The organism is Carboxylicivirga sp. M1479, from assembly GCF_007097485.1.
GTDB lineage: Bacteria > Bacteroidota > Bacteroidia > Bacteroidales > Marinilabiliaceae > Carboxylicivirga.
Genome location: NZ_VKDE01000046.1, coordinates 1 through 22,854, shown reverse-complemented (window position 1 = coordinate 22,854; position 22,854 = coordinate 1). Strand labels below are relative to the sequence as shown.

General features: G+C 35.9%; 19 protein-coding genes. 7 read left to right on the top strand and 12 right to left on the bottom strand.

Annotation, left to right across the window (positions count from 1 at the left end):
- Positions 1-401: 401 nt before the first annotated feature.
- Positions 402-1,511 carry a glycosyltransferase family 4 protein gene (locus FNN09_RS19945; protein ID WP_143304257.1) on the bottom strand — a complete coding sequence of 370 codons (1,110 nt, stop codon included), beginning with the start codon at positions 1,509-1,511 and terminating at the stop codon, positions 402-404.
- 179 nt (positions 1,512-1,690) lie between these two features.
- Between FNN09_RS19945 and FNN09_RS19940 the strand changes: the two genes are divergently transcribed.
- Together FNN09_RS19940 and FNN09_RS19935 are read left to right on the top strand one after the other, a co-directional pair.
- The gene (locus tag FNN09_RS19940) at positions 1,691-2,764 is read left to right on the top strand and encodes an NUDIX domain-containing protein (protein WP_143304256.1); all 1,074 of its coding nucleotides are present in this window, start codon (positions 1,691-1,693) and stop codon (positions 2,762-2,764) included.
- Between the two features lie 76 nt (positions 2,765-2,840).
- Positions 2,841-4,202, top strand: coding sequence for an MFS transporter (locus FNN09_RS19935; protein ID WP_143304255.1), 1,362 nt, complete (start codon positions 2,841-2,843; stop codon positions 4,200-4,202).
- 55 nt (positions 4,203-4,257) lie between these two features.
- Here the strand turns inward: FNN09_RS19935 and FNN09_RS19930 are convergent, their stop codons facing one another.
- The 11 genes from FNN09_RS19930 to FNN09_RS19880 form a co-directional block, all read right to left on the bottom strand.
- Positions 4,258-4,920, bottom strand: coding sequence for a Crp/Fnr family transcriptional regulator (locus FNN09_RS19930; protein WP_143304254.1), 663 nt, complete (start codon positions 4,918-4,920; stop codon positions 4,258-4,260).
- A gap of 141 nt (positions 4,921-5,061) precedes the next feature.
- Positions 5,062-5,322 carry a cysteine-rich small domain-containing protein gene (locus tag FNN09_RS21630; protein ID WP_143304253.1) on the bottom strand — a complete coding sequence of 87 codons (261 nt, stop codon included), beginning with the start codon at positions 5,320-5,322 and terminating at the stop codon, positions 5,062-5,064.
- Between the two features lie 102 nt (positions 5,323-5,424).
- A complete protein-coding gene (locus tag FNN09_RS19920; protein WP_143304252.1) occupies positions 5,425-6,519 on the bottom strand; it encodes a glycerate kinase in 1,095 nt (364 codons plus the stop codon).
- Position 6,520: 1 nt separating this feature from the next.
- Positions 6,521-10,417, bottom strand: coding sequence for a leucine-rich repeat domain-containing protein (locus FNN09_RS19915; protein ID WP_143304251.1), 3,897 nt, complete (start codon positions 10,415-10,417; stop codon positions 6,521-6,523).
- Between the two features lie 56 nt (positions 10,418-10,473).
- Complete coding sequence (locus tag FNN09_RS19910) at positions 10,474-11,508, bottom strand: glutaminyl-peptide cyclotransferase (RefSeq protein ID WP_143304250.1); 1,035 nt, start codon at positions 11,506-11,508, stop codon at positions 10,474-10,476.
- A complete protein-coding gene (locus FNN09_RS19905) occupies positions 11,508-12,677 on the bottom strand; it encodes a MalY/PatB family protein (protein ID WP_143304249.1) in 1,170 nt (389 codons plus the stop codon). The genes FNN09_RS19910 and FNN09_RS19905 overlap by 1 nt, the downstream gene beginning before the upstream one ends.
- Positions 12,678-12,752: 75 nt before the next feature.
- Complete coding sequence (locus tag FNN09_RS19900; RefSeq protein ID WP_143304248.1) at positions 12,753-13,229, bottom strand: DUF4625 domain-containing protein; 477 nt, start codon at positions 13,227-13,229, stop codon at positions 12,753-12,755.
- 74 nt (positions 13,230-13,303) lie between these two features.
- On the bottom strand, positions 13,304-14,287 hold the full coding sequence (locus tag FNN09_RS19895; RefSeq protein ID WP_143304247.1) for an SDR family oxidoreductase: 984 nt from the start codon (positions 14,285-14,287) through the stop codon (positions 13,304-13,306).
- Between the two features lie 131 nt (positions 14,288-14,418).
- Positions 14,419-15,960 (bottom strand): ribonuclease Y, encoded by a 1,542-nt coding sequence (gene rny, locus FNN09_RS19890; protein ID WP_143304246.1) that lies wholly within the window; start codon positions 15,958-15,960, stop codon positions 14,419-14,421.
- A 105-nt stretch (positions 15,961-16,065) separates the two neighbouring features.
- Positions 16,066-16,371 carry a cell division protein ZapA gene (locus tag FNN09_RS19885; RefSeq protein WP_143304245.1) on the bottom strand — a complete coding sequence of 102 codons (306 nt, stop codon included), beginning with the start codon at positions 16,369-16,371 and terminating at the stop codon, positions 16,066-16,068.
- 9 nt (positions 16,372-16,380) lie between these two features.
- Positions 16,381-16,674 carry a hypothetical protein gene (locus FNN09_RS19880; protein WP_143304244.1) on the bottom strand — a complete coding sequence of 98 codons (294 nt, stop codon included), beginning with the start codon at positions 16,672-16,674 and terminating at the stop codon, positions 16,381-16,383.
- A gap of 160 nt (positions 16,675-16,834) precedes the next feature.
- Here FNN09_RS19880 and FNN09_RS19875 point away from each other — a divergent pair, with 160 nt between their 5' ends.
- From FNN09_RS19875 to FNN09_RS19855, 5 genes are all read left to right on the top strand, one after another.
- The gene (locus tag FNN09_RS19875; RefSeq protein ID WP_143304243.1) at positions 16,835-18,763 is read left to right on the top strand and encodes a YgiQ family radical SAM protein; all 1,929 of its coding nucleotides are present in this window, start codon (positions 16,835-16,837) and stop codon (positions 18,761-18,763) included.
- A gap of 30 nt (positions 18,764-18,793) precedes the next feature.
- Positions 18,794-19,651, top strand: a complete 858-nt coding sequence (locus FNN09_RS19870; protein ID WP_143304242.1) for an FkbM family methyltransferase — start codon at positions 18,794-18,796, stop codon at positions 19,649-19,651.
- A 2-nt stretch (positions 19,652-19,653) separates the two neighbouring features.
- Positions 19,654-20,391 (top strand): DUF4197 domain-containing protein, encoded by a 738-nt coding sequence (locus FNN09_RS19865; RefSeq protein ID WP_143304241.1) that lies wholly within the window; start codon positions 19,654-19,656, stop codon positions 20,389-20,391.
- Between the two features lie 141 nt (positions 20,392-20,532).
- Positions 20,533-22,233 carry a UvrD-helicase domain-containing protein gene (locus FNN09_RS19860; RefSeq protein ID WP_143304240.1) on the top strand — a complete coding sequence of 567 codons (1,701 nt, stop codon included), beginning with the start codon at positions 20,533-20,535 and terminating at the stop codon, positions 22,231-22,233.
- Positions 22,234-22,370: 137 nt separating this feature from the next.
- Complete coding sequence (locus FNN09_RS19855; protein ID WP_143304239.1) at positions 22,371-22,712, top strand: DsrE family protein; 342 nt, start codon at positions 22,371-22,373, stop codon at positions 22,710-22,712.
- Positions 22,713-22,854: the final 142 nt, after the last annotated feature.

The window sequence follows — 22,854 nt, the reverse complement described above, 5'->3', positions numbered from 1 at the left end:
TCGTTCAATGACCTGCTCAAACTCTATGTTGTTACTTGTCCTAGCCATGCCTTCTTTTATTCACTAAGTTCCGAATTCCCACCAATAATCATCCCCCTGTGTGTCAAATTTACTTGCCATGGATGTTTCATATGATTATATTTTACTTTCATTTGTCATATGGAACTCTCAAGTAAATTTTATCATCCTCCTGTGTGAAAATTTGGATAATCAAAATTACTTGGTCGTTTCATGTTTCAAATCTTTATTATAAAATCCAGAATTATTAGAATATAACATCAAGATGCGACAGTTGTTTAAATAGTCGTCTCAATATATAAACTAATTGTAGTACGATTAATCAATTTGACCAATCCATCTTTATAAGATATAGAAGGCTATCGTTATTGCAATCAATACACTTACTTGTTTTTCTTCATATGACGAAGGCGTCGGATAAAATGACGTTTTTTATAGTACAAAGCCATAGATGGAATGTAAGCCACAATAAACCCTAGCGACAATACTAATATACTTAGCTTAAGCATGCCCAGGTTTCTTAGCGAAAAACCCAATATGACAAATGCGATATTTATTGCACCAATAATAAGGCTTACTTGTAAGTGAGTAAAGCCCAATGCTAACATGCGATGATGTATGTGGTTTTTATCGGCCGTAAAGGGTGAGTTTCCTTGAGACACACGTAACATAAATACACGTAAAGTATCAATAATAGGAACAATTAAAATTGCAATCGCCACGGCTGGAGCACTATTCATGGTATAAATCAACTTATACTGCTCATCAGGCCTGTTAAACTCACTAAACTCAATAGCTACAACAGCTACCAAGAAACCTAGCACCAAAGAGCCAGTATCTCCCATAAATATTTTCTGGCGTTTTGAGAATATATTGTAATAAGCAAAAGCAAAAAGACCGCCAACCAACGCTGCAGCCAATGTTGGTATATGATATTCTTCATTTATAAAATACCAAACAGAAAATGACAACATGGTAATTATGCCAGTGATGGCGGCTAAACCGTCAATTCCATCAATTAGGTTGAACCCATTAATTATAAAAACCATCCCAACAATAGTGAGCACAGTGCCCCAAAAAGGATCGGGTTGTAAACCAAAAAAGCCATGGAAATCGGTTATTTGTAGGCCACCTAGTCCAACTACAATAATTACAGCTATTAATTGACCAGCTAATTTTACCATTGGTGCTGTTACCAAAATATCATCCTTTATTCCTATTCCGAAAATGACCAGAATGGCAGGAATAAGAAAAGGAATCTCTATAAATTTAAACCAATCGACAAATAAAGAATATGTAAATAAAAAACCGATAAATATTGCTAAGCCTCCCAATGTAGGAATGCGCATACGGTGAACACTTCGTTGATTTGGTTCGTCAAAAAGATTTTTTGAGTGAGCTACACGTAAGATGGTTGGTATTGATAAAAAAACCATCATAAATGAGATAAACGATGCAAAAGGCACCAGAAGTTGAATAGTATAACCGTTCATATATACTGTTTGAGCAATATTACACTGCAAAAATAGCAAAAAGGATGAGAGCTGACGAGAAATATCCAATTTATAAATAGTTGTGATCAGCCATAAATTATAATTTCAAGAGCCTTAGTCCGTTGATTTAAGCCGTTTTTGTGTTGGCATTTCTTATATTCGCAACTTACATTTTTCATATGAACAAACTACATCTTTTAAAAAGTCTGATTCCTGGTTTCTTGCCCATCATTGTTTTTATAGTTGTGGATGAACTAATGGGTACATTATACGGCCTTGTAACTGCCATAACTATTGGCTTGGCAGAGCTAGTAATTACCTATATAAAAGATAAGAGAATTGAACGCTTTATCCTTTTTGATGTAGGCTTAATTTTGGCATTAGGAGGCGTGTCAATAGCACTGGATAATGAAATATTTTTCAAATTAAAGCCCGGCATTATCAGCTTTATAATGACTGCATTAATTGGTTTTTCTGTTTATTCTAAACATAACGTTCTAATGCAAATGACACAACGTTATATGAAAAACATACAAATCAACCCTTACCAAACGTGGTTGATGCAACAAAGCATGCGACGTATATTCTGGATTTTACTGCTATTCTCCATTGCTACTATTGTATCGTCTTTTGTTGAAAATAAGGCTGTTTGGAGTTTTCTAAACAGCGTAGGTTTATTCATTGTAATGGCATTGTTTTTATTATATGAATGGATAAATAACAAAATGAAAAGCCAAAAACAGGAACAAGAAGAATGGTTGCCAATAGTTAATGAACAGGGACTAATTACGGGCAAAGCGCCTCGTTCTGTCGTACATGCAAAGTCATTTTTACAACATCCGGTTGTGCATTTACATGTCATTTATAACAATAAAATCTTACTTCAGAAACGACCTGCCAACAAACTAATACAAGCCAATAAATGGGACACTGCGGTTGGCGGACATGTTGCATCGGGAGAAAGCATTGAATTGGCTCTGTACCGTGAAACAAAGGAAGAAATTGGCATATCAGAATTTAAAGCCACCCCTATTGACCAATACACATGGAAAAGTGAAGTTGAAAAAGAGTTAGTTTTTGTATTTAAACTTATCCATAAAGGACCATTTAAGATAGATAATAACGAAGTAACAGAACTTAGGTTTTGGTCCCCAAAAGAAATTGAAGAACAGCTTGGTAAAGGTATATTCACTCCAAATTTTGAAATTGAATATAAAAAATATGCACAGTTACTCGTAAAAACATCTGCTTAACATCATAAATATCAGTTTTTGACTAATTTCAAAAACGTAAATTGCTCTCAAAACAAAATCATCTAGAACCTAAAATATGAATACAATCAAAAAAGCACTTAATGAATCAGCTGCCATGCGTTGGGGCGTATTATTGCTCGTCGGCTTCGTTCTATCTGTTAATTACTATTTTTACGATGCCTTTTCTACTTTAAAGGACTTACTACGAGCCGAATTCGACTTTACCAACAAGGACTACGGCTTATTTGTATCTTTTTATTCGGTCCCCAATACATTCTTACTCATGGCGGTTATTGGTGGAATTGTATTGGACAAACTAGGCATTAGAAGAACGGGTTTCATGTTTGTTTTCTTTATGGCATTTGGAGCCCTTTTAACCGCATATGGAGCCTCCGACTATTATGGCAACGGCGGGTTTGCACATGACTTTATGAGTTCATTTCTCCCCAATTATTCTCCTGAACTTAAGATGATGTTGCTGGGACGCTTCTTCTTTGGACTTGGAGCCGAAACAAGCATTGTTGTTGTTAGTAAAATATTAGTTAAATGGTTCAAGGGAAAAGACTTAGCTTTAGCCTTTGGCTTAAAGGTAGGTTTTGGTCGCTTAGGTACCTTCGCCGCTTTGCAATTATCTCCATTAGTTGCTGATAAAGGTGCTAATTTAACAGGAGCAATTTGGCTTGCTGCTATTCTCGTTTGTACTGGTTTACTAGCTTTTATCATTTATATGTTGCTCGATGCAAAACTCGACAAGCAGATAAGTACAACATCAGTTGAAAAGCAGAAATCCACTCCTTTTGCATTCAGTGACATTACTAAAATATTAGGAAACAGGGCGTATCTGTATATCGCTTTATTGTGCGTTACATTTTACTCAGCTGTATTTCCATTTTTAGCATTTGCGCCTGATTTTTTTGCAGATAAATTTGACCTCACTTCACTAGAAAGTGGCAAGTTAACTTCGTTATTGCCATTGGGAACCTTGTTTTTTACCCCATTTTTTGGTTGGCTCATCGATAGAAAAGGCAAAAGTGCCACAGCCATGATATTTGGTGCATCCACCCTGGTAATCGTGCATTTAACCTTTGCTCTCACCTATTTCCCTCCGCAAGTTCCAATTATTTTACTTGGTATTGCGTTCTCATTGGTGCCAGCAGCTATGTGGCCTAGTATGGTTAAACTGGTTGATGAAAGCAAAATAGGAACAGCCTATGGTCTAATGTATTCGATCCAAAACCTGGGTTTATGGGGCTTCCCAATTCTTGCAGGCATCATCCTTGATAAAACTAACCCTGGCAATCCCGAGGTATCGGATTATACGGCAACTATTTTAATGTTTGCTGCTGTTAGTTTATTGGGTTTACTCTTTGCTTTACTACTAAAGTATGAAGATAAGAAAAGAGGGTTTGGCGTTGAGTTACCCCTCAACAAAAAGTAATAGAAAAGGCTGGCAGAGTATTACTGCCAGCCTTTTATCTTTCTAAAAAATTATTTTAGGAGAGCATTATTATACGCTCCAGTTTTTCTTTATTAGTAATTATTAGCTCTCTCCTGTCAAAACGAATTACACCATCGTTTTTAAATTCAGTAATTAAGCGACTAACTGATTCCTTTGAAGTACCAATCCAACGTGCCATATCAAGTCTTGAAATAACCAATGGAATAGCTTCATTTGCAGAAGTATTAAACAAATCCTGAAGCTTTAAAAGTAAATTAGCCAAACGACCTCTTACGGTTCTTTGAGATAATTCAATCAGTGAGTTATAAGAGTTTTTTAACTCATCACAGGTCTTTTTTATAAGCAATTCGGTTAACTCATTATTTTCACTTATTGCTTTCTTAAATGCATCGCCAGGAATAACACATACTTCGCTATCGGTTAAGCTCTCACATGCAGTTACTTCAGGTTCATCTCCTAATAAGGAATGAAAACCAAACAAATCACCCTCCTTAATAAGGCGCACTATTTGTTGTTCTCCCTTTGACCCAATCCTGTATATCTTCAACAAACCCTTGCTGACAAAATAGGCGTGTTTCATTGCTGTATCTTGCTCATACACCACTTCTCCACTTTTATAATAGGAACATTGCGAAATCGCCTGATCCCATAACTCCTTATTAGCTTGTAAGTGTCTTAAAATATTGCTTAATGGCATTTTCACTTCATTTATGGTCTTAATCAACCAACTTACAAATTTCTTTTATAAAACTACAAACAAAAAAATATAATTTTCAATAAAACACAGTTCCATGCTGTTCTAATTCAACCAGACACTTAGCTATCTACCAAATTACTTTTAGCTTTGTTCACTTCCTTTAGCTATCACTAACTTCATTTTACTCATGATAAAATCATGGGATGAACGGCCATGTGGCAAGGTACACTCACTGCAATCTTTTACATTATTCGTATACTTAAAGTTTCCACCACATTTGTCCTGCAACATGTAAAGAGGACAATAGCAGAATAAACAATTAAAATCATCGTTATTACTCACCTTATGACAAGGAAAATATTCACATTTCTTATTTTGGAAAAACTTATAATGCTCTGACATACTCAACGGTTTGAATTTGCACAAAGATACGCTTCTTTCAAGAAAACTCTTAGCATAAAGTACACCATCACCCTTTACTAATTTACAATCATAAATAATTGATCAATAAAGCTGCTGTTGGATGATTGAAATCAATTGTTGCACTGCAATTTTCAGATTTTTATCAGCCAATTGCTTTAATGTTTGATACGAAAGCCCATCATCTTCGGTCGTAGCAATAACATGATCGAATGATATTGGTTTCTCTTTCACTATTCCCCCAACCCCAATTACTAACTTACCCATTTGATGGGCCATATCCGCAATCAAACCGGGCCCCTTTCCCATCGCTGTTTGCTCATCGATGCACCCCTCACCAGTTACAAGCACATCAGCCCAAGCAATGGCATCGCTATAATTTAAAAGTTGATTAAAATAATTAAAGCCTGAGACTATTTCAAACACATCTGACATAGCCACCAACGGCAAGGCCAAACCGCCTGCAGCTCCCAAACCATCAACAGTATGCAATTGCTTACCTGACTTATTACTTAAATAATCTACATAATTAACCATTGAGTTCTCAAACATAAATAACTGGCTAGGTTTTACTCCTTTCTGTGGACCAAAAGTATTAACAGCCCCATTAACACCTGTTATGGTATTCATCACATCAGTTATAATCTTAAATCGCACATTTTTAATAAGCTCTCCAAAGTCATCTAAATTTAAATCACATGGTTTAAAAATGGTATTACTTAGATTAAATTCACTAGTTGTAAGGGCATTGACAATACCTGTACCGCCATCAACTGTAGCTGATCCGCCTAAAAACAAATGAATCTCTTTACTATTACACTCTATGGCATCTCGTATTATCTGCCCGGTACCATAGCTATTTAAAACTAATGGTTGACGTTCATTAGAGCCAATCAATGTAATGCCTGATGCCTGTGCTACTTCTATGTAAGCGACATGCTTATCCCGAATATAATGAGCATTTACCAATTGGCCAGCAGGGTTATAAACCGAAAGATTTACTTTTTGCCCATTTATGGCATTATTCAAGAGCTCTAGAGAGCCTTCTCCTCCATCGGCCAAAGGCATAACTTTACAATTGATATCTGGTAAAGCACTCATACCAGAGGCAATGACTTTTGCAACTTGTAAGGCCGACATTGTACCTTTGAAAGAATCTGGTGCAATAAGCACATTCATTTTACCAAACTGCTTTTATGGATGTTTCGGGAAAGAATGGATTCTTAATATAGGCCGAATAATCTCGATAGTATTCACTTTTCAATCCAATGTAGTGCTTATCAATGTTAAGTTCCTCGCCAGCTTTATACCATTTGATCGTATTGGTTTTATCCAACACATCATTCACATATATAGCTCCAATACCATCATCGTATGCTAAACGATACAAAACCTTTTGATCTTTTGTTATTAACTTTCCTATTTTCTTAGGTAGTTTATACATCAATGGCGTTAGGTATTCAAACTTTAAGTTATTCATTGATAAATCAATGGTATCAACACTCATATTTTTTGTTAAATCTAAATCGATTTTTTGCAAATTGTTATTACTCAAGTATACATTTTTCAACTGTGGCATGTAGTTAGTAACACTTACACTATCCAGTCGATTATTACTTAAATCTAAATTGGCAATCGACATTGTATCGCCGTATATCGGCTTATAGTAGGCAATATGATTGGTACTCAAGTTTAGATCTTTTAAGTTTTTTAATTGGCTTAGATCGCATTCAAAATCACGAAATAGATTATCTGATAAATCGATACTTTCAATACTTTCGTTTAACCAATCGTTTGATAAAAAGCCAGCCAACTCATTACCTGAAAAATTTACTTCTTTTAATTCTGCTAGCATTTTAAAATCACTTGAAATATAACCGCGCAAGTGATTATTAGGAAGTGATAAGTTGATAACATTACCATTTAAATCAAATTCGACGCCACGCAGTGCCGAAAAACTTCGTGGCAAACGTTTACCTCTTATAATTTGATCCCACCCATCATTGCTATACCATTTTTCACCTTGCGTTTCGGTATAGAAATTAGATAGTGCTTCGACCTGTTCTTTTGGAACAATCGTATTCAAATAAGCTTTGTAAGAATAATCCAATCCAGGCAATTTTGGGTGTTTAATAATACACTCAATTAGCCCATGATAACTTCTATTAATCACCAGTTGATTTGAATTAGATTTAACTAGTTTATCGTTAAAATACCAATCAATTTGCAAACCATCAATACGAGCAATTAACGAATACACTATTTGGGTAGAATTAACTTTTTGCCACTTAAGCAATCCAGGCGAATACTGATCGCCATAACTAAAATATCCAGCATTCTCAGCATACGTTTGACTTACATCAATCAGATAATCAGGAGATAAGTAATTATCATTTAAAGTAACCGAATCGATCTTAACATCTTCTGGTAAACTCAAACTTAAATCACTTAATAAGTTATTATCTAAGTACAAATTCTTTAAATAGGCACTCCATTTAAGATCTAAATCCAATTGCTTGATTTTGTTATTCTGCAAATTAATCTCATTCAAGAGCGAACAGCCTTTTACATCAATATAAGCTTGTTCTATGATGTTATCTGATGCATCTAATGATTCGAAAAACCAACACTCATTTAAGTCTAATTTTAATAATGCTATGTTGTTTTTAGAAAAATTAAGGCGTTGCAAATTGAAGCTATTGGAAAGGTTAGCTACAAAGAAAAATAGTTTATTGGACGATAAATCGATTTCATTTAAGTAAAATAGATCGTCAAATTCAATATCAAATTGAATCAGATTATTATGCTGAAGCAACAAGGTTTCCAGATTATAGCACATGCCTATTTTATTATCCAGAAAACTAATACTGTTATGACTCAGATCCAAATATCTTAATTCGGTCATATCCTTAAATGAGAAACTAATATTAGGAATATTGTTATGAGATAAATCCAGGTACCTCAGCTTCTTCATCTTTCCTAGAGCTGTTCCTATATATTCAATCCTATTATTACTTAAATCTAAGGTGTGCAAAAACCTACAACTGTCTAAATTGTGGTTAAACTGCTTAATATCATTATTATCCAAAATTAACGATCTTAAACGTGGACAGTAATTTAATTCACTATCAATATGATTCAAATGGTTTTCGCCAAGGTTTAAATAAACCAGTTGTTCATTATTACGTAAGTTATAGTTGAATCTGGCAATGTAATTCCCTCTCAAATTAAGTTGACGTAGTTGAGGAAATAGGTAAAAATTAATATGCGGATGACTTAATTTGTTGTAGCTAAGGTCAAGTACCTTGGTTCTAAAACCATTTACCTTTAAATCAGAGAATTCGTTCAGTTGGTTGTGAGATAGGTTTAATTCTTCTAGTTTATGATTAGCTCTCAAATCTAGGTTAAATGAATCCAATTGATTATGAGAAAGGTTTAAATGCTTCAATTCACGACAATTAAACAATTTAAGGCCAAGATCCTGAATTTGATTATTATTCAATGCCAACACCTCTAAACTTTGCTGATTAAGCAAATCTATTTCAAAGCGTTGAAGCAGGTTATTTGACAAATCAATTTCCTTTATATTCGGACAATGAAACAACTTGGCATCAAATTGAGCGATTTGATTACCGTTTAGTCTCAGAACCTCAAGCTTCCAGTTTCTATTAAACTCAATCTGAATAGCTTGCATTTCATTATTGCTTACATCTAAATACTTAAGATCTGGACAATGAACAAAACTATAGTTAAACTCCGTTAGTAAATTATTAGAAACATCAATGTGTTTAAGTGCCTTACATTTATCCAATTGTGCATTAAACTCATGTATTTTATTGTTTTGTAGCACTAATATCTCAAGTTGCTCATGCCTCTGCAATTGTTGATTAAATACGGTAAGTTTATTATTACCTAGAAACAACTTATTGAGCTTAGTATTGTAACGAAGACTGGGTGCGAAAAATTCTAAATTATTATCGCTTAAGTTGAGTACCTCTAATTCTTTACATGCAGCAATATTCACATCAAACTTAAACAAGTTATTACCCCATAAATCTAACTCTTTCAAATACTTACAAGCATTTAAATTCAGCTCTAATTCAGAAATGAAATTTGAATTTAACAATAGCTTATTAAGCCTAACATTATTGATAAAATCACACTTAAAATGTGTTAACTCATTAAAGGATAAGTCCAAAACCTCCAACCTTTTACAACCTTGCAATGATGCTTCAAAAGATTGAATTTTATTGGAGGACAAGTACAGGCCTGTTAGGTTAGTACATGCCGATAAATTAAAATCAAAACTTACTAAATTATTATTACCAAGCGCTAGTCGCTGCAGAGACGAGCATGATTTAATATTAGGTGAAAATTCTACCAAACGATTATTCGATAAATTTAACTCACGTAAACTTTTTAATTTACAAAGATTATTCGCGAACGTATCGATCTGGTTATGATCAAGAAATAAAGTATGAAGCTTATTTTGTGATGTAGAATAGTGTTGAAAACTTTCAATTTGGTTATAACTTAATAATAGGACTTCAAGATTCTGAAGGTGATCAAAATTTATTGTGAAACTTTCGAGCCTATTCTTAATTATATTTATACGCTTTAGAGCTGAATTATTAACGAAAGATGGCTCAAAATGCCTAAGATTATTGCCTGATAGCTCTAGCTCCTTTAATAAAGGTAACTTTTCAAAATCCACCCACAAATCACACAGCTGATTCTCACTCAGATTTAAAACTGTAACACCACAAGGATTCTCAAACGAGAGCTTAATTTTTTTAATACGGTTATTTGAAATTTCAATTTGCTCAAGGGAACTTAAAAATGATAAATCAATAATTAAAGAATCACGTTCCAGTATACCATCAACTAATAATCGATTGATTCGACCATCACGATTAAAATAGATGCAATTACCATCAGGAACCCCATTATCATCCTGATCCAATTCTGGCAAAAGCGTAAATAACTCATTAAGCTCCCCACTTCCAGTTTGAGCATATACTAAATGCCCTGTACACAGTATGCACAGAAGCAATATATTGTAGATTATTTTTAACATTTAATGGAGGCTATTTTCCCTGAATAAAACCATTAACATTTGTTAACAAACATAGCTCAATTATTTGATTTTTCAAAGAACAATGCCGACCAAACCAAGATGTAAGGCCAATTTTTACCAGTCAGGAAAATAGTATTATTTATGGAGTCATACGCAATGCCGTTAAGTACGCCTGCATCTGTATACCTGTTCCTATCTAAACAATCACTCAGGTCAATTTCATACTCAACCTTACCACTTTCTAAATCAATTACAACAAGCTTATCACTACCTAAAACATTGGCCCAAACATAACCATTGATAAATTCTAACTCATTAAGGTATGTGACTGGCCCTCTGTTATTGTAAACTTGTAAGGTTGAGTCTGTTTTAAACTGATCGCTCAAAAAGAACAGTTGATTGGTACCATTGGAGGCTATATATTGTTTACCATCGTGTGTTAATCCCCATCCCTCTTGGTGAAACGGAACAATTGCTTGTTGCTTGAGTTGATCATCAAATAAATACACAAGCCCATCCTTCCAAGTGAGCATGGCAAACTGTTGGTTATGCATGGCAATCCCTTCTGCAAATATCTCCTTATCCAGCGCCTTCTTTTTTATTAGTTCTCCTGTAATCGGATTAATTACTCTAACAGAAGCATGACCAACTAAACCTGTTGTTTCGTATAAAAAACCGTTGTACCATAATAAACCCTGAGTAAATGCCTGTTGATCATGTTTTAGTAGGTGGTAGTTATCCAGTTTTATTTTTTCAGGCACCACATCAGAAACCATGTACAAACTCTCGTTAACAACTTTTTTACGGCCATTTGATAAATAAAAACTCAAAGACAAGTCATTAAGCCCAGGATTTAGAGATTTGGCAGGAAGCTTAAACACATCGCTATCACAAGCTATTAGTATTTGCTGACTTGCATTATTAATTACAGAATCTATACTATACTTTGTATTATGAAGCCTAAATACAAGGCTATCATGACTTGTGATCAACTTCCATTGTTGACTATTTCCTTGCAAAGGATACTCCAGATATACCCCGCAGCTACTTAGCAGACCAACAACCAACAAAAGAAGTAGATACCTAATCATTATTTATTTTTTGCCTTTGTAATATTATCCAGAGCTTGCTTGATTACACTGATAGGGCTTGCCACATTTAATCGCATAAAACCATTGCCTTCGGGTCCAAACGAAATTCCATCATTTAACCCAACTTTGGCATCTTCAATTAAAAACTTTTTTAAGTCTTTTTGCGACAATTGCCAATTTTTAAAGTCAATCCATATTAGATAGGTTGCTTCTGGTCTAAAAAACCTTAGCTCAGGTAAACTCTCCGATAAATAACGCTCTATAAATAAAACATTGGTCTCCAAGTAACTCTTTAATTGTTTTAACCACTCATGACCATTATTATAGGCAGAGGTTAACGCTACCCCACTAAATAAATGTCCCATATGCAGCTGCAAACGATTTTGAGTTGATCGGTAGGCATTTAAAAGTTTGAGGTTGCTCGAAACAACATAGGATGTGCTAAATCCAGCAATATTAAATGTTTTGGAGGGTGCCATAAAAGAAATAGAATTCTTTGCCGCTTCATCATTTATGCTGGCAAAAGGAATATGCTGATGACCAAACAAGGCTAAATCAGAATGAATCTCATCTGCCAAAACTAAAACACCATGTTTACGACAAATAGCATCCACCCTTTCCAATTCACTGCGCGACCAAACTCTACCGACAGGATTATGAGGAGAACATAGTAAAAATATCTTCGTATCAGGCAAAGCAGCTTGCTCCTCCAGTAAAGCAAAGTCTATTTCATACCTACCATCATTATTAACTAAACTATTTTTAAGCACCTTACGATTATTATCTGCTATAACAGAGTAAAATGGCGGATAAACCGGGGTATTAATTATAATGCCATCACCCTCATTAGAAAATGATAAAACGGAAAAAGCGATGGCAGGAACAACACCAGGCGAATACTCTATCCAATCGTGTTTAATAGACCACTGGTGCTGACTTTGGAGCCAATTTACGATGGCACTTGTGAATTCCTCTTTTCGTATGGTATAACCATATATTTCATGTTTTGCTCTATCCTGAATTGCCTGCTGTACTTCAGGTGGAGCAGCAAAATCCATATCAGCCACCCATAATGGTATTACATTATTGGTACCAAAGTTTTTCTCACGCAAATCCAGCTTATAAGCGTTGGTACCTTGACGGTTAATTATTTTATCAAAATCATACATAATGGTCTTTTATTAATGTTTACATGTAAAAAAAGGGCCGAAGCCCTTAAAAATATTGTGTGGTTATTTCAATATTTAAATCAGTTCAATATCTAAAGTCTCTGTTGTTTCATTACCAGATTCCGAATCATCAGTCATCTTAAATGTTAAGCGATAGATACCAGCCAAACATGCTGCTTCAACTGGCTGTTCAAAAAGCTGATCTTCATTTACATCCTGGCTTTTTTTACCATTCAATGAAATCTCATGCTTATCATTATTATACGCAGGCGCCCATGGGTCAGTTAATCCTTTCATATGAGCCTTACCAACAGCAGGACCGACATACTCAATCGTTATAACACATGCTTTTAAAGCTCTGTTATCTTTAAAAACTGCGGTTAAAGGTACATCAACTGCGCCCGATGCTCGCGCAAACTGCTGCATAACTTGCGGTTTAGAAATCTCAACAGTTGGCCCTTCAGTGTCAGGGGCCTCATCATCGCTACCGCAGGCTAATGTTACAAACATTAAACAAAGGATGCTTATAATTTTTGTATAATCTTTAATCATGGATTTAATTTTTATACAAATATAATTTTTTCAATTACACACAAAACGTTATCAGAAAAAAAATTCAATATTTCCTACAAGTTATCCCAATACCATCTAATCGCTTCTTTTAATCCATCACGAATACTATAGTGAGGTTGATAACCCAATAAAGACTTTGCCTTATCAATAGAGGCTAAACTGTGCGGAATATCTCCTTCACGACTCGGACCATATTTAATGGATACCGAAAGGATATCTTTATCAAAATCGCCAAGATACTCTTGCAGATAGGAAACTAATTCATTTAAGGTTGTTCGCTGCCCATACGCCACGTTATAAACAGTATTAATGGCCTTATCATCATCCACCAAAGCAGCTAATTCATTAGCTTGCAACACATTTTCTATGTAGGTAAAATCGCGTGAATACATGCCGTCGCCATTAATAACGGGTGACTCTTTGTTAATCAAAGCTTTCACAAACCTAGGAATTACAGCTGCATAGGCCCCATCTGGATCTTGCTTTCGTCCAAAAACATTAAAATAACGCAATCCAATTATTTGCATATCGTATAATCTAGCAAAAACATCGGCATAAAGCTCATTTACATATTTTGTTATGGCATAGGGTGATAGAGGCTTTCCAATGACATCTTCTACCTTTGGTAAGTTTTTACTATCGCCATAGGTAGACGAACTGGCTGCATACACAATACGTTTCACGCCTGCATCGCGGGCTGCAACCAAAATATTTAAAAAACCAGAAACATTAACTTCATTAGAAGTTATTGGATCAGCAATGGAGCGAGGTACTGAACCTAGAGCTGCCTGATGAAAAACCACATCAACGCCTTGCACAGCTTCTTCACAATCTTTAGGGTTTCGAATATCCCCTTCAATCAATTGAAATTGCTTATTGTTTATGATAGGATTTATATTTTGTCGCTTACCAGTTGAAAAATTATCTAAACAAACGACTGTATTATTTTGCAACAACAGTTTCTCACACAAGTTAGAGCCAATAAAACCAGCTCCGCCTGTTACCAACACTTTTTTACCTTCTAATTTATTCACCATTACTCCAATGTTTAAATGTAAATGTACAAAGCATAATTGAAGAACCTTCAGCTCAGTTTTATTTTTTACTTAAAAGGCATAAAAAAAAGCGACCATTGGTCGCTTTCAATAATATAGTTTAAACGCACTAGTTATTTTGCATAACTAATAGCACGTGTTTCTCTAATAACAGTAATTTTAACCTGACCAGGGTATGTCATCTCGGTTTGGATCTTACGTGCTATATCGTACGATAAGTCTTCAGCTTCTTTATCCGACGTTTTTTCAGCACCAACAATCACACGCAATTCACGACCCGCTTGTATAGCATAGGTTTTTAAGACACCTGGGTATGATAATGCCATGCTCTCAAGATCTTTTAATCGCTTGATGTAAGCCTCTACAATTTCACGACGCGCACCTGGACGCGCACCTGAGATAGCATCACAAACCTGAACAATAGGCGCAATCATGGTTGTCATCTCTACTTCATCGTGGTGAGCACCAATCGCATTACATATATCCGCCTTCTCTTTATACTTTTCGGCGAGTTTCATACCCAATATAGCGTGTGGTAATTCCGGATCTTCGTCGGATACCTTGCCAATATCGTGTAATAAACCAGCACGCTTAGCCCTCTTAGCATTCAAACCAAGTTCAGTAGCCATAATAGCACATAAATTGGCTGTCTCGCGCGAGTGTTGCAATAAGTTCTGTCCGTATGATGAACGGTATTTCATCTTACCAACCAATTTAATCAATTCCGAGTGCAAACCATGAATACCCAAATCAATAGCAGTACGTTTACCTGTTTCAAGAATCTCCTCCTCTACCTGCTTGCGCACTTTATTTACAACCTCCTCAATTCGAGCAGGGTGAATACGACCATCGGTTACCAATTGGTGCAATGCCAAACGAGCGATTTCTCGTCTCATTGGATCAAAGGCAGATAATACAATAGCTTCGGGTGTGTCATCAACAATAATTTCAACACCTGTTGCTGCTTCCAATGCACGTATATTACGACCTTCACGACCAATAATTCGGCCTTTCATTTCATCAGAATCGATGTGGAAGATCGTTACCGAATTTTCGATTGCTGTTTCAGTAGCTACTCTCTGAACTGTTTGAAGTACAATTCGCTTTGCCTCTTTGTTAGCATTTATCTTGGCATCATCCATAATGTCGTTGATGTGCGACATAGCTTCAGTCTTCGCTTCCGCTTTCATACTTTCAATCAACATCTCTTTCGCCTCATCGCCCGACATACCTGAAATGGCCTCTAATTGCTCGACTTGTTGTCTGTGAGCCTTATCAACCTCTTCTGATTTCTTTTCAACAATTTCCAATTGAGCATTTAAGTTTTCACGTATAGCGTCAACTTCCTTTTTCTTTCTATTCTGCTCTTCAATACGTTGAGCAATGCCTGCTTCTTTTTGTTTAAGCTTGTTTTCGGCATTGACCATTTTGGAATTACGAGAATTAATTTCTTTCTCATGCTCCGTTCTCAGCTGCAAAAACTTCTCTTTTGCCTGCAGTATCTTATCTTTCTTTATAACTTCCGCTTCCGCTTCTGCCTCTTTCACAACGCGTTCACTTCTTGTTTTAAAAGCTTTGGTAATTATCAGCCATGTTACCAAGCTTCCAATAAACAAAGCCGCTAGTGCGAGTCCTATTACTATTGGATAATCCATATTAATCGTCTTTATATATATAACAAAACCGTATCATTCATCTGCATTTCAATTAAAGAAACACAAACAATAACACGGGTAAATTTCAAATTTTCAATACTTTATCTACAAAACCTTATTCGATTTCTCAGATAATATATCATCTAATTGCTCATTTAAATCTCGTACCATTTCTATAAATGGATCCACATCATGACGGTTTTCCAATTCCAAGAGTTTAATGACATACTGTAGAGTTGCCATTGCTAAAAAATCTTGTACATCCTTATCGGAGTAGCGTTGCTTATATTGTAAAACTTTATCATTGATGAGTTTAGCTGCTAAACGAATGCGCTCTTCATCCTTACGTTCTATTCGCAAAGGATAATGCCTGTCGGCAATATTTACACGTATTGAGAGTTTATCGTCCATTTAACTAGCTTAACGGTTTAAAAGTGCAATACACTTGTCTATTTCCCGTACAATCTGACCTATCCTTTTCTTGGTATCCCCTGCTTCATCTGAGCTGGAAACCAATTCTTTCGTTAATTTTAAATTGTTGAAACGTTCATCTAAATTCGAATACTCTCTGGCGGCTTCTTCAAGCTGCACTGTCAATCTATTTCTTTCATCCTCTAATAGTTGAACCTCCGACTTTAAGCTTTGGTACATCTGAACAAGACGATTGATTTTCGTTTTTAAGTCAACAATTAATTCGCTATTTGGATTAGTCATGGCCAAATTTTTCATTACAAAGTTAACATTGGTTTTATAATAATAAAAAAAACCTTTAAGTCTTTTGGTGGTTTACCTTACAACTTGCAGAAATATTATACAACCAAGGCTGTTATTGTGAAAGCAAGATAACTAAATTTCAGTTACATTTGCCACCGATATGATAAAAACTGAGCAAAAGAATAAAATGGAAGATTGGCTTCCTACTTCTGCAAAAGAAGTGGAACGCCGAGGTTGGGATAGTGTAGATGTGATTCTTTTTACTGGTGATGCTTATATTGATCATCCTGCATTTGGTGCTGCTGTTGTTGGGCGCATGCTCGAATACCATGGACTTAAAGTAGCCATTGTACCACAGCCTAATTGGAGGGACGATCTAAGAGATTTTAAGAAATTAGGACGCCCCAATTACTTTTTTGGCGTTACTGCTGGTGCAATGGACTCGATGGTGAACCATTACACTGCTAACCGTCGCTTGCGATCTGATGATGCTTACACGCCCGATGGCAGGTCTGGACAGCGGCCAGATTACGCTTCAGTTGTTTATTGTAATATCCTTAAAGAATTATACCCTGATGTACCAGTTTTGCTTGGTGGAATTGAAGCATCTTTACGACGCGTAAGTCACTACGATTATTGGTCGGATAAACTAAAGCCAAGTATACTTAGTGAATCAAAGGCTGATTTAATGGTTTATGGCATGGGTGAGCAACCACTACTCGAAATCATTCGCTTAATTGACAGGGGCGTGCCAATTGAAAGCCTTAAAACCATTCCACAAACGGCATTTTTACAAGATAAAGATAATGATCTGCCAAAAAACAAGAATTGGAAAGATCTGGAGTTGGCATCGCACGAAACCTGCCTTAAGGATAAAGTACAGTATGCCAAAAACTTTCGACACATTGAAGAAGAGTCAAACCGCTGGAATGCAGCACGATTAACTCAAACTGTAGGTGAGAAAAAAGTAGTGATTAATCCTCCTTACCCACCAATGTCGACTGGTGAACTGGATGCTTCTTTTGATTTACCTTACACCCGCTTGCCACACCCACGCTACATTGCCAAAGGACCAATACCTGCTTTTGAAATGATTAAGTTCTCGGTTAATATGCACCGAGGTTGTTTTGGAGGCTGTAGTTTTTGCACCATATCGGCTCATCAAGGTAAATTCATTGCCTCACGCTCAAAAGAAAGCATACTCAAAGAGGTGGATGCCATTACTCAAATGCCCGACTTCAAAGGTTATTTGTCTGACTTGGGTGGGCCTAGTGCAAACATGTATAAAATGGAGGGCAAGAATTTAAGAATATGTCAGCGCTGTACCCGACCATCATGCATACATCCAAATATATGCACCAACCTTGACACCGATCACAGTGCCATGACAGACCTGTACAAAACTGTTGATCAGCACCCGAATATTAAGAAAGCTTTTATTGGAAGTGGAGTTCGTTACGACATGCTTTATAACCCAATGGCTTCAACTAAAGAGCAAGAGAGTCATCGCGAATACACTCAGGAACTAATTGAAAACCACGTATCTGGCCGATTAAAAGTTGCCCCAGAGCACACATCTGACCAGATATTAAAAATAATGCGAAAGCCAAGTTTTAAGTTGTTCCACAAATTTAAGGTAGATTTCGATCGTATAAACAAAGCCAAGAATCTTAAGCAGCAAATCATTCCCTACTTCATTTCCAGCCATCCAGGAAGCCAAGAATTGGACATGGCTAACCTAGCATGCGAAACACATGATATGGATTTTAAGCTGGAACAAGTGCAGGATTTCACCCCTACACCCATGACAGTGGCAACGGTTATATATTACTCAGGCGTTCATCCATACACGCTTGAGGAAACCTATACTCCAAGAACTAAAACTGAAAAGCTACAACAACGCATGTATCTTTTTTGGTATAAAAAAGAGTATCAGGATAAGATTAAAGAGCGGCTAAAAAGCTTTAAACGTTTTGATATGTTGAAAAAGCTTTTCCCTGATAAGGAGAGTAAAAACAGCAATAAAACAATCAATAAAGGCTTTAAGAAAAAACACAAGTCATCAAAAAGAAAATTTAAAAAACCTTAGGCACATAGCGAATTATAAGCTTAAATAACCATGACTAACAAACTACCTATCACAAGAATAAAAATTGGGATTGCTAAAATACTTTACCATGTAACCAAACTTATTCTTCTTAAAAAAGACGATCACATAAAAGCCAAAAGAAAGGGAATTTGGTACGACTTAGATTTGTCGGAAGGCATTGATTTATCAATCTTTTTATTTGGTGGTTTTCAAAAACACGTAACACAATCGAAATACCATCAAATACCAGGTAATGCGATAATATTAGACGTTGGTGGCAACTCTGGTACAACTGCTTTACAATTTGCCAAAATAGCCCCAAAAGGCACAATTTATTCCTTTGAACCAACTCATTACGCCATTGATAAGTTTAAGAAAAACCTGGCACTGAATAGCAATTTGGCGCAACGCATAACGCTCATCAACTCATTTGTTTCGGAGATCAACACTGAAGTAGCTGATATAAAGGCTTATTCGAGTTGGAAGCTAAATTCAACCCAAGAGTATGGCAAACACCCTGTCCACTTGGGAACCCCCAAATCAACGGACAAGGTTGGTTCGGTAAGCTTAGATCAATTTTGTATGGATAAACAGTTAAAACGCGTGGACTTTATTAAGATAGATACCGATGGGCATGAATACAAAGTGCTTAAAGGTGCCCAGTCAATGATTAAAAAGTATCAACCACAAATAATTTTTGAGGTGGGCGAATACGTTATGAAAGAGAAAAATATTGATTTCTCATTCTACACAAGTTACTTCGAAGCATTGGACTATCAACTTTTTGATACCAAAACAAAACAGCCAATACATTTGCATAATTGTCATGATTTAATTCCTCAATTAGGAACAACAGACATCATAGCCACACCAAAAACAAAGAACTGATTATGAAATTATTTACCATACTATTTACAATTATTACTTTAAGTTCTTGTGCCGAGTTAATGAACATCGCCGACTCTGCCAGTACATCAGCCCCACTTAGTAAAACTGAAATTGCCGATGGACTGAAAGAAGCCCTTTATTTAGGAACTGATTCAGCCAGCACCCAGCTGGGCCACTTAAATGGCTATTATGGCGATCCTCTGGTTAAAATACTGCTCCCAAAAGAAGCGGATATTATTGTTGAAAATGCCAATAAAATTCCAGGTGGCGACAAAGTGATTGAAGATGTTGTAATACACATCAACAGAGCTGCAGAAAGTGCTGCCAAAGAAGCCACTCCTATTTTTGAACAGGCCATAAAAAACATGAGCATTCCAGATGCTTTGTCCATCTTAAATGGTAATGACGATGCAGCAACTCAATATTTAAAGCAAACAACCTACACACAACTTTTCGATCTTTATCAACCCATTATTCAAAAATCACTTGACAAAGAAATAGCGGCAGGTATTTCGCCTAATATGTCGTGGGACCTGCTAACCGACAAATGGAACATGATTGCCGACAATCCGTTTGGTAAGATGGCTGGTTTACATGCTGTTAATATTGACCTTGACAAATACTTAACAGAACAGGCTCTTAATGGCTTGTTTATTAAAATTGCGCAGGAAGAATCACTCATAAGAAAAGATCCGATGGCGCGTGTTAACGATATTTTAAAACGTGTATTTGGAAGTTAAAAATCAAACATAAAACAAACTTGGAGAACGTGGTACAAACATACAGTATCACAAGCTCCAACCTATTTAATAGATGTTAGACTATTAACTTTTCTTTCAACAATACCCATTTCATTTCGCCTTGAGCCGAATACCAGAAGCATGCAATTAACAGATGAACAACAAAAAATAATTGAGCACGAAGGCGATCTAAAAGTAAATGCAGTAGCTGGTTCTGGTAAAACAACAACTATTCTTCAGTATGCATTAAAACGACCAAAAGCTTCCATCCTTTATTTGGCATTTAATAAGTCGGTTAAAATGGAGGCCGATTATCAACTTAGTCAGCTTGGTTTAAGCAACGTAAGGGTAGAAACAGCTCATTCCCTTGCCTACAAATACATTGCGCCCTATCAGCGTTATAATCTACGCTTTGATTACAAACCGCATGAAGTTGCCCAAATTTTAAATATAAAACCGAAAACAAACGACTTATCGCACCTAAAACTAGCTAGTCACATCTATCGTTTTGCTCGCTATTTTTGTAACTCAAGAGCAAGTAAGGTAATTGAAATCGATTACTTACAAACCCTGAATACGCAAGATAGTTTGGCTTTTGCAAGCGAATATCAAGATCAAATTATCCATTATACCCGCTTGTTTCTTGCTAAAATGCATAAAGGAGAAATCGACATCATTCACGATTTTTATCTGAAACAATTCCAACTGAGCAAGCCAATGCTTCCCTATGACTACATTTTATTTGATGAGGGACAGGATGCTTCGGGTGCCATGCTAGAAGCCTTTGTGCAACAGCCTGCTAAGAAAATAATTATAGGCGATCAACATCAACAAATATATGGATGGCGTTTTGCAACCAATGCTCTGCAGCAGTTGGATTTTCCAATGATGGATTTAAGCAAAAGCTTTCGTTTTAATCAGGAGGTTGCCCGCCTTTCAAAGTCAATACTTCAGCTTAAAAGAGAAATTAGCCAAGCAAGTAAGGTTAACATCAAAGGTCTTGGTCAACATCAGGATATCAAAAGCAGAGTAACTTTGGCACGCTCCAACAGCAAACTCGTATCGCGTGCCATTGAATTATTAATCCAACAAAAGGAGTTAAATACCATCTATTTCGAAGGCAACTTGAGCTCATACACTTTCTCCGAAGAGGGTGGTTCAATTTACGATGTACTTAATCTGTACAACCACAAACGGCATTTAATTAAGGATAAATTACTTAAAACCATGCCCTCCTTTGATCACTTAAAAGACTATTTAGAAGAAACTTCTGACACCTCGCTTAAAGCATTGGTTGATTTAGTTGAAAAATACCACAAAGACATTCCTTTTTTCATTAACAAGATAAAAGAATGTGCTGTTGATGAAGCTAATAAAAAAGATGCCGATATGATATTCTCCACTGTGCATAAGGCCAAAGGCATGGAGTACGATCAGGTATTTATTATGGATGATTTTATTAGCGAACAACAAATTATTGATTCTAAAGATGCCATTAAAGCCAAAGAAGAAAGTGCTAATGCCTTGTCGGAAGAAATAAACCTCTTATATGTGGCAGCAACCCGCACTAGAGCTAAACTTCATATCCCAAACCGATTACTCCCCAGCTCCTTTCAAATCCACGATTTCAAAACCATAAGTAACAACCTAAATCTTACACTTAAAGCAAAAGTTCATCAAGCAAAACCAAAACGAACTAACCAATTGTGGTCTAAAATGGAGGAAGCAGAATTAAAACAACTCTTTATACAAGGCAAAACAGTAAGAGAAATAGCAATGCTGCTAGGCAGAAGCCAAACAGCTGTGGTTCGACGAGTTGAAAAACTGGATCTATGGTTTTAAAAACGGTATTATTACCACATGAATATAATTGAATCAAATCTGCTTACAAAAATTACACATATAGCTCTGCAATACTAAGGCCTTGTTTGCCTCAAGCATTTGATTACATTTGCTACTTGTATTAAACAAAACTCTAAATGAAAAAACTAAGCGACCTACTTCAAATTACTAAAAATGGCATGGGCCATGGCGATAAAAAACTAGCACACCAACTACTTAAAAAGTACTTGAAGCTAATTTTAGAAGACAACAGAATCCCGTCCATTATAGTATTTTACAACGAGGGAGTTAAAGTTTTGGATGAATCAGGAGGTTATAGTGAAGAATTGCAAGCATTAGAAAAGAAAGGCTGTAAGCTGATTGCCTGCACAACCTGCTTAAATTATTATAACATTCAAAACATGGCCGCTGGAATTAAAGGCACAATGCCTGATATAATAACATTACAATCCGATGCTGAAAAGGTCATTAACCTATAAAACAAAGAGGGTGTCCAAAAACGGATTCCCTCTTTTTTCGTTCATAATCAATTGATTACAGCTGAGTTAGTTTGTTCATGTGCCTGATATTTAGTATCTTAAAAGCATGAAACAAATCAATTTCAAGCCCTATAATCAAGGT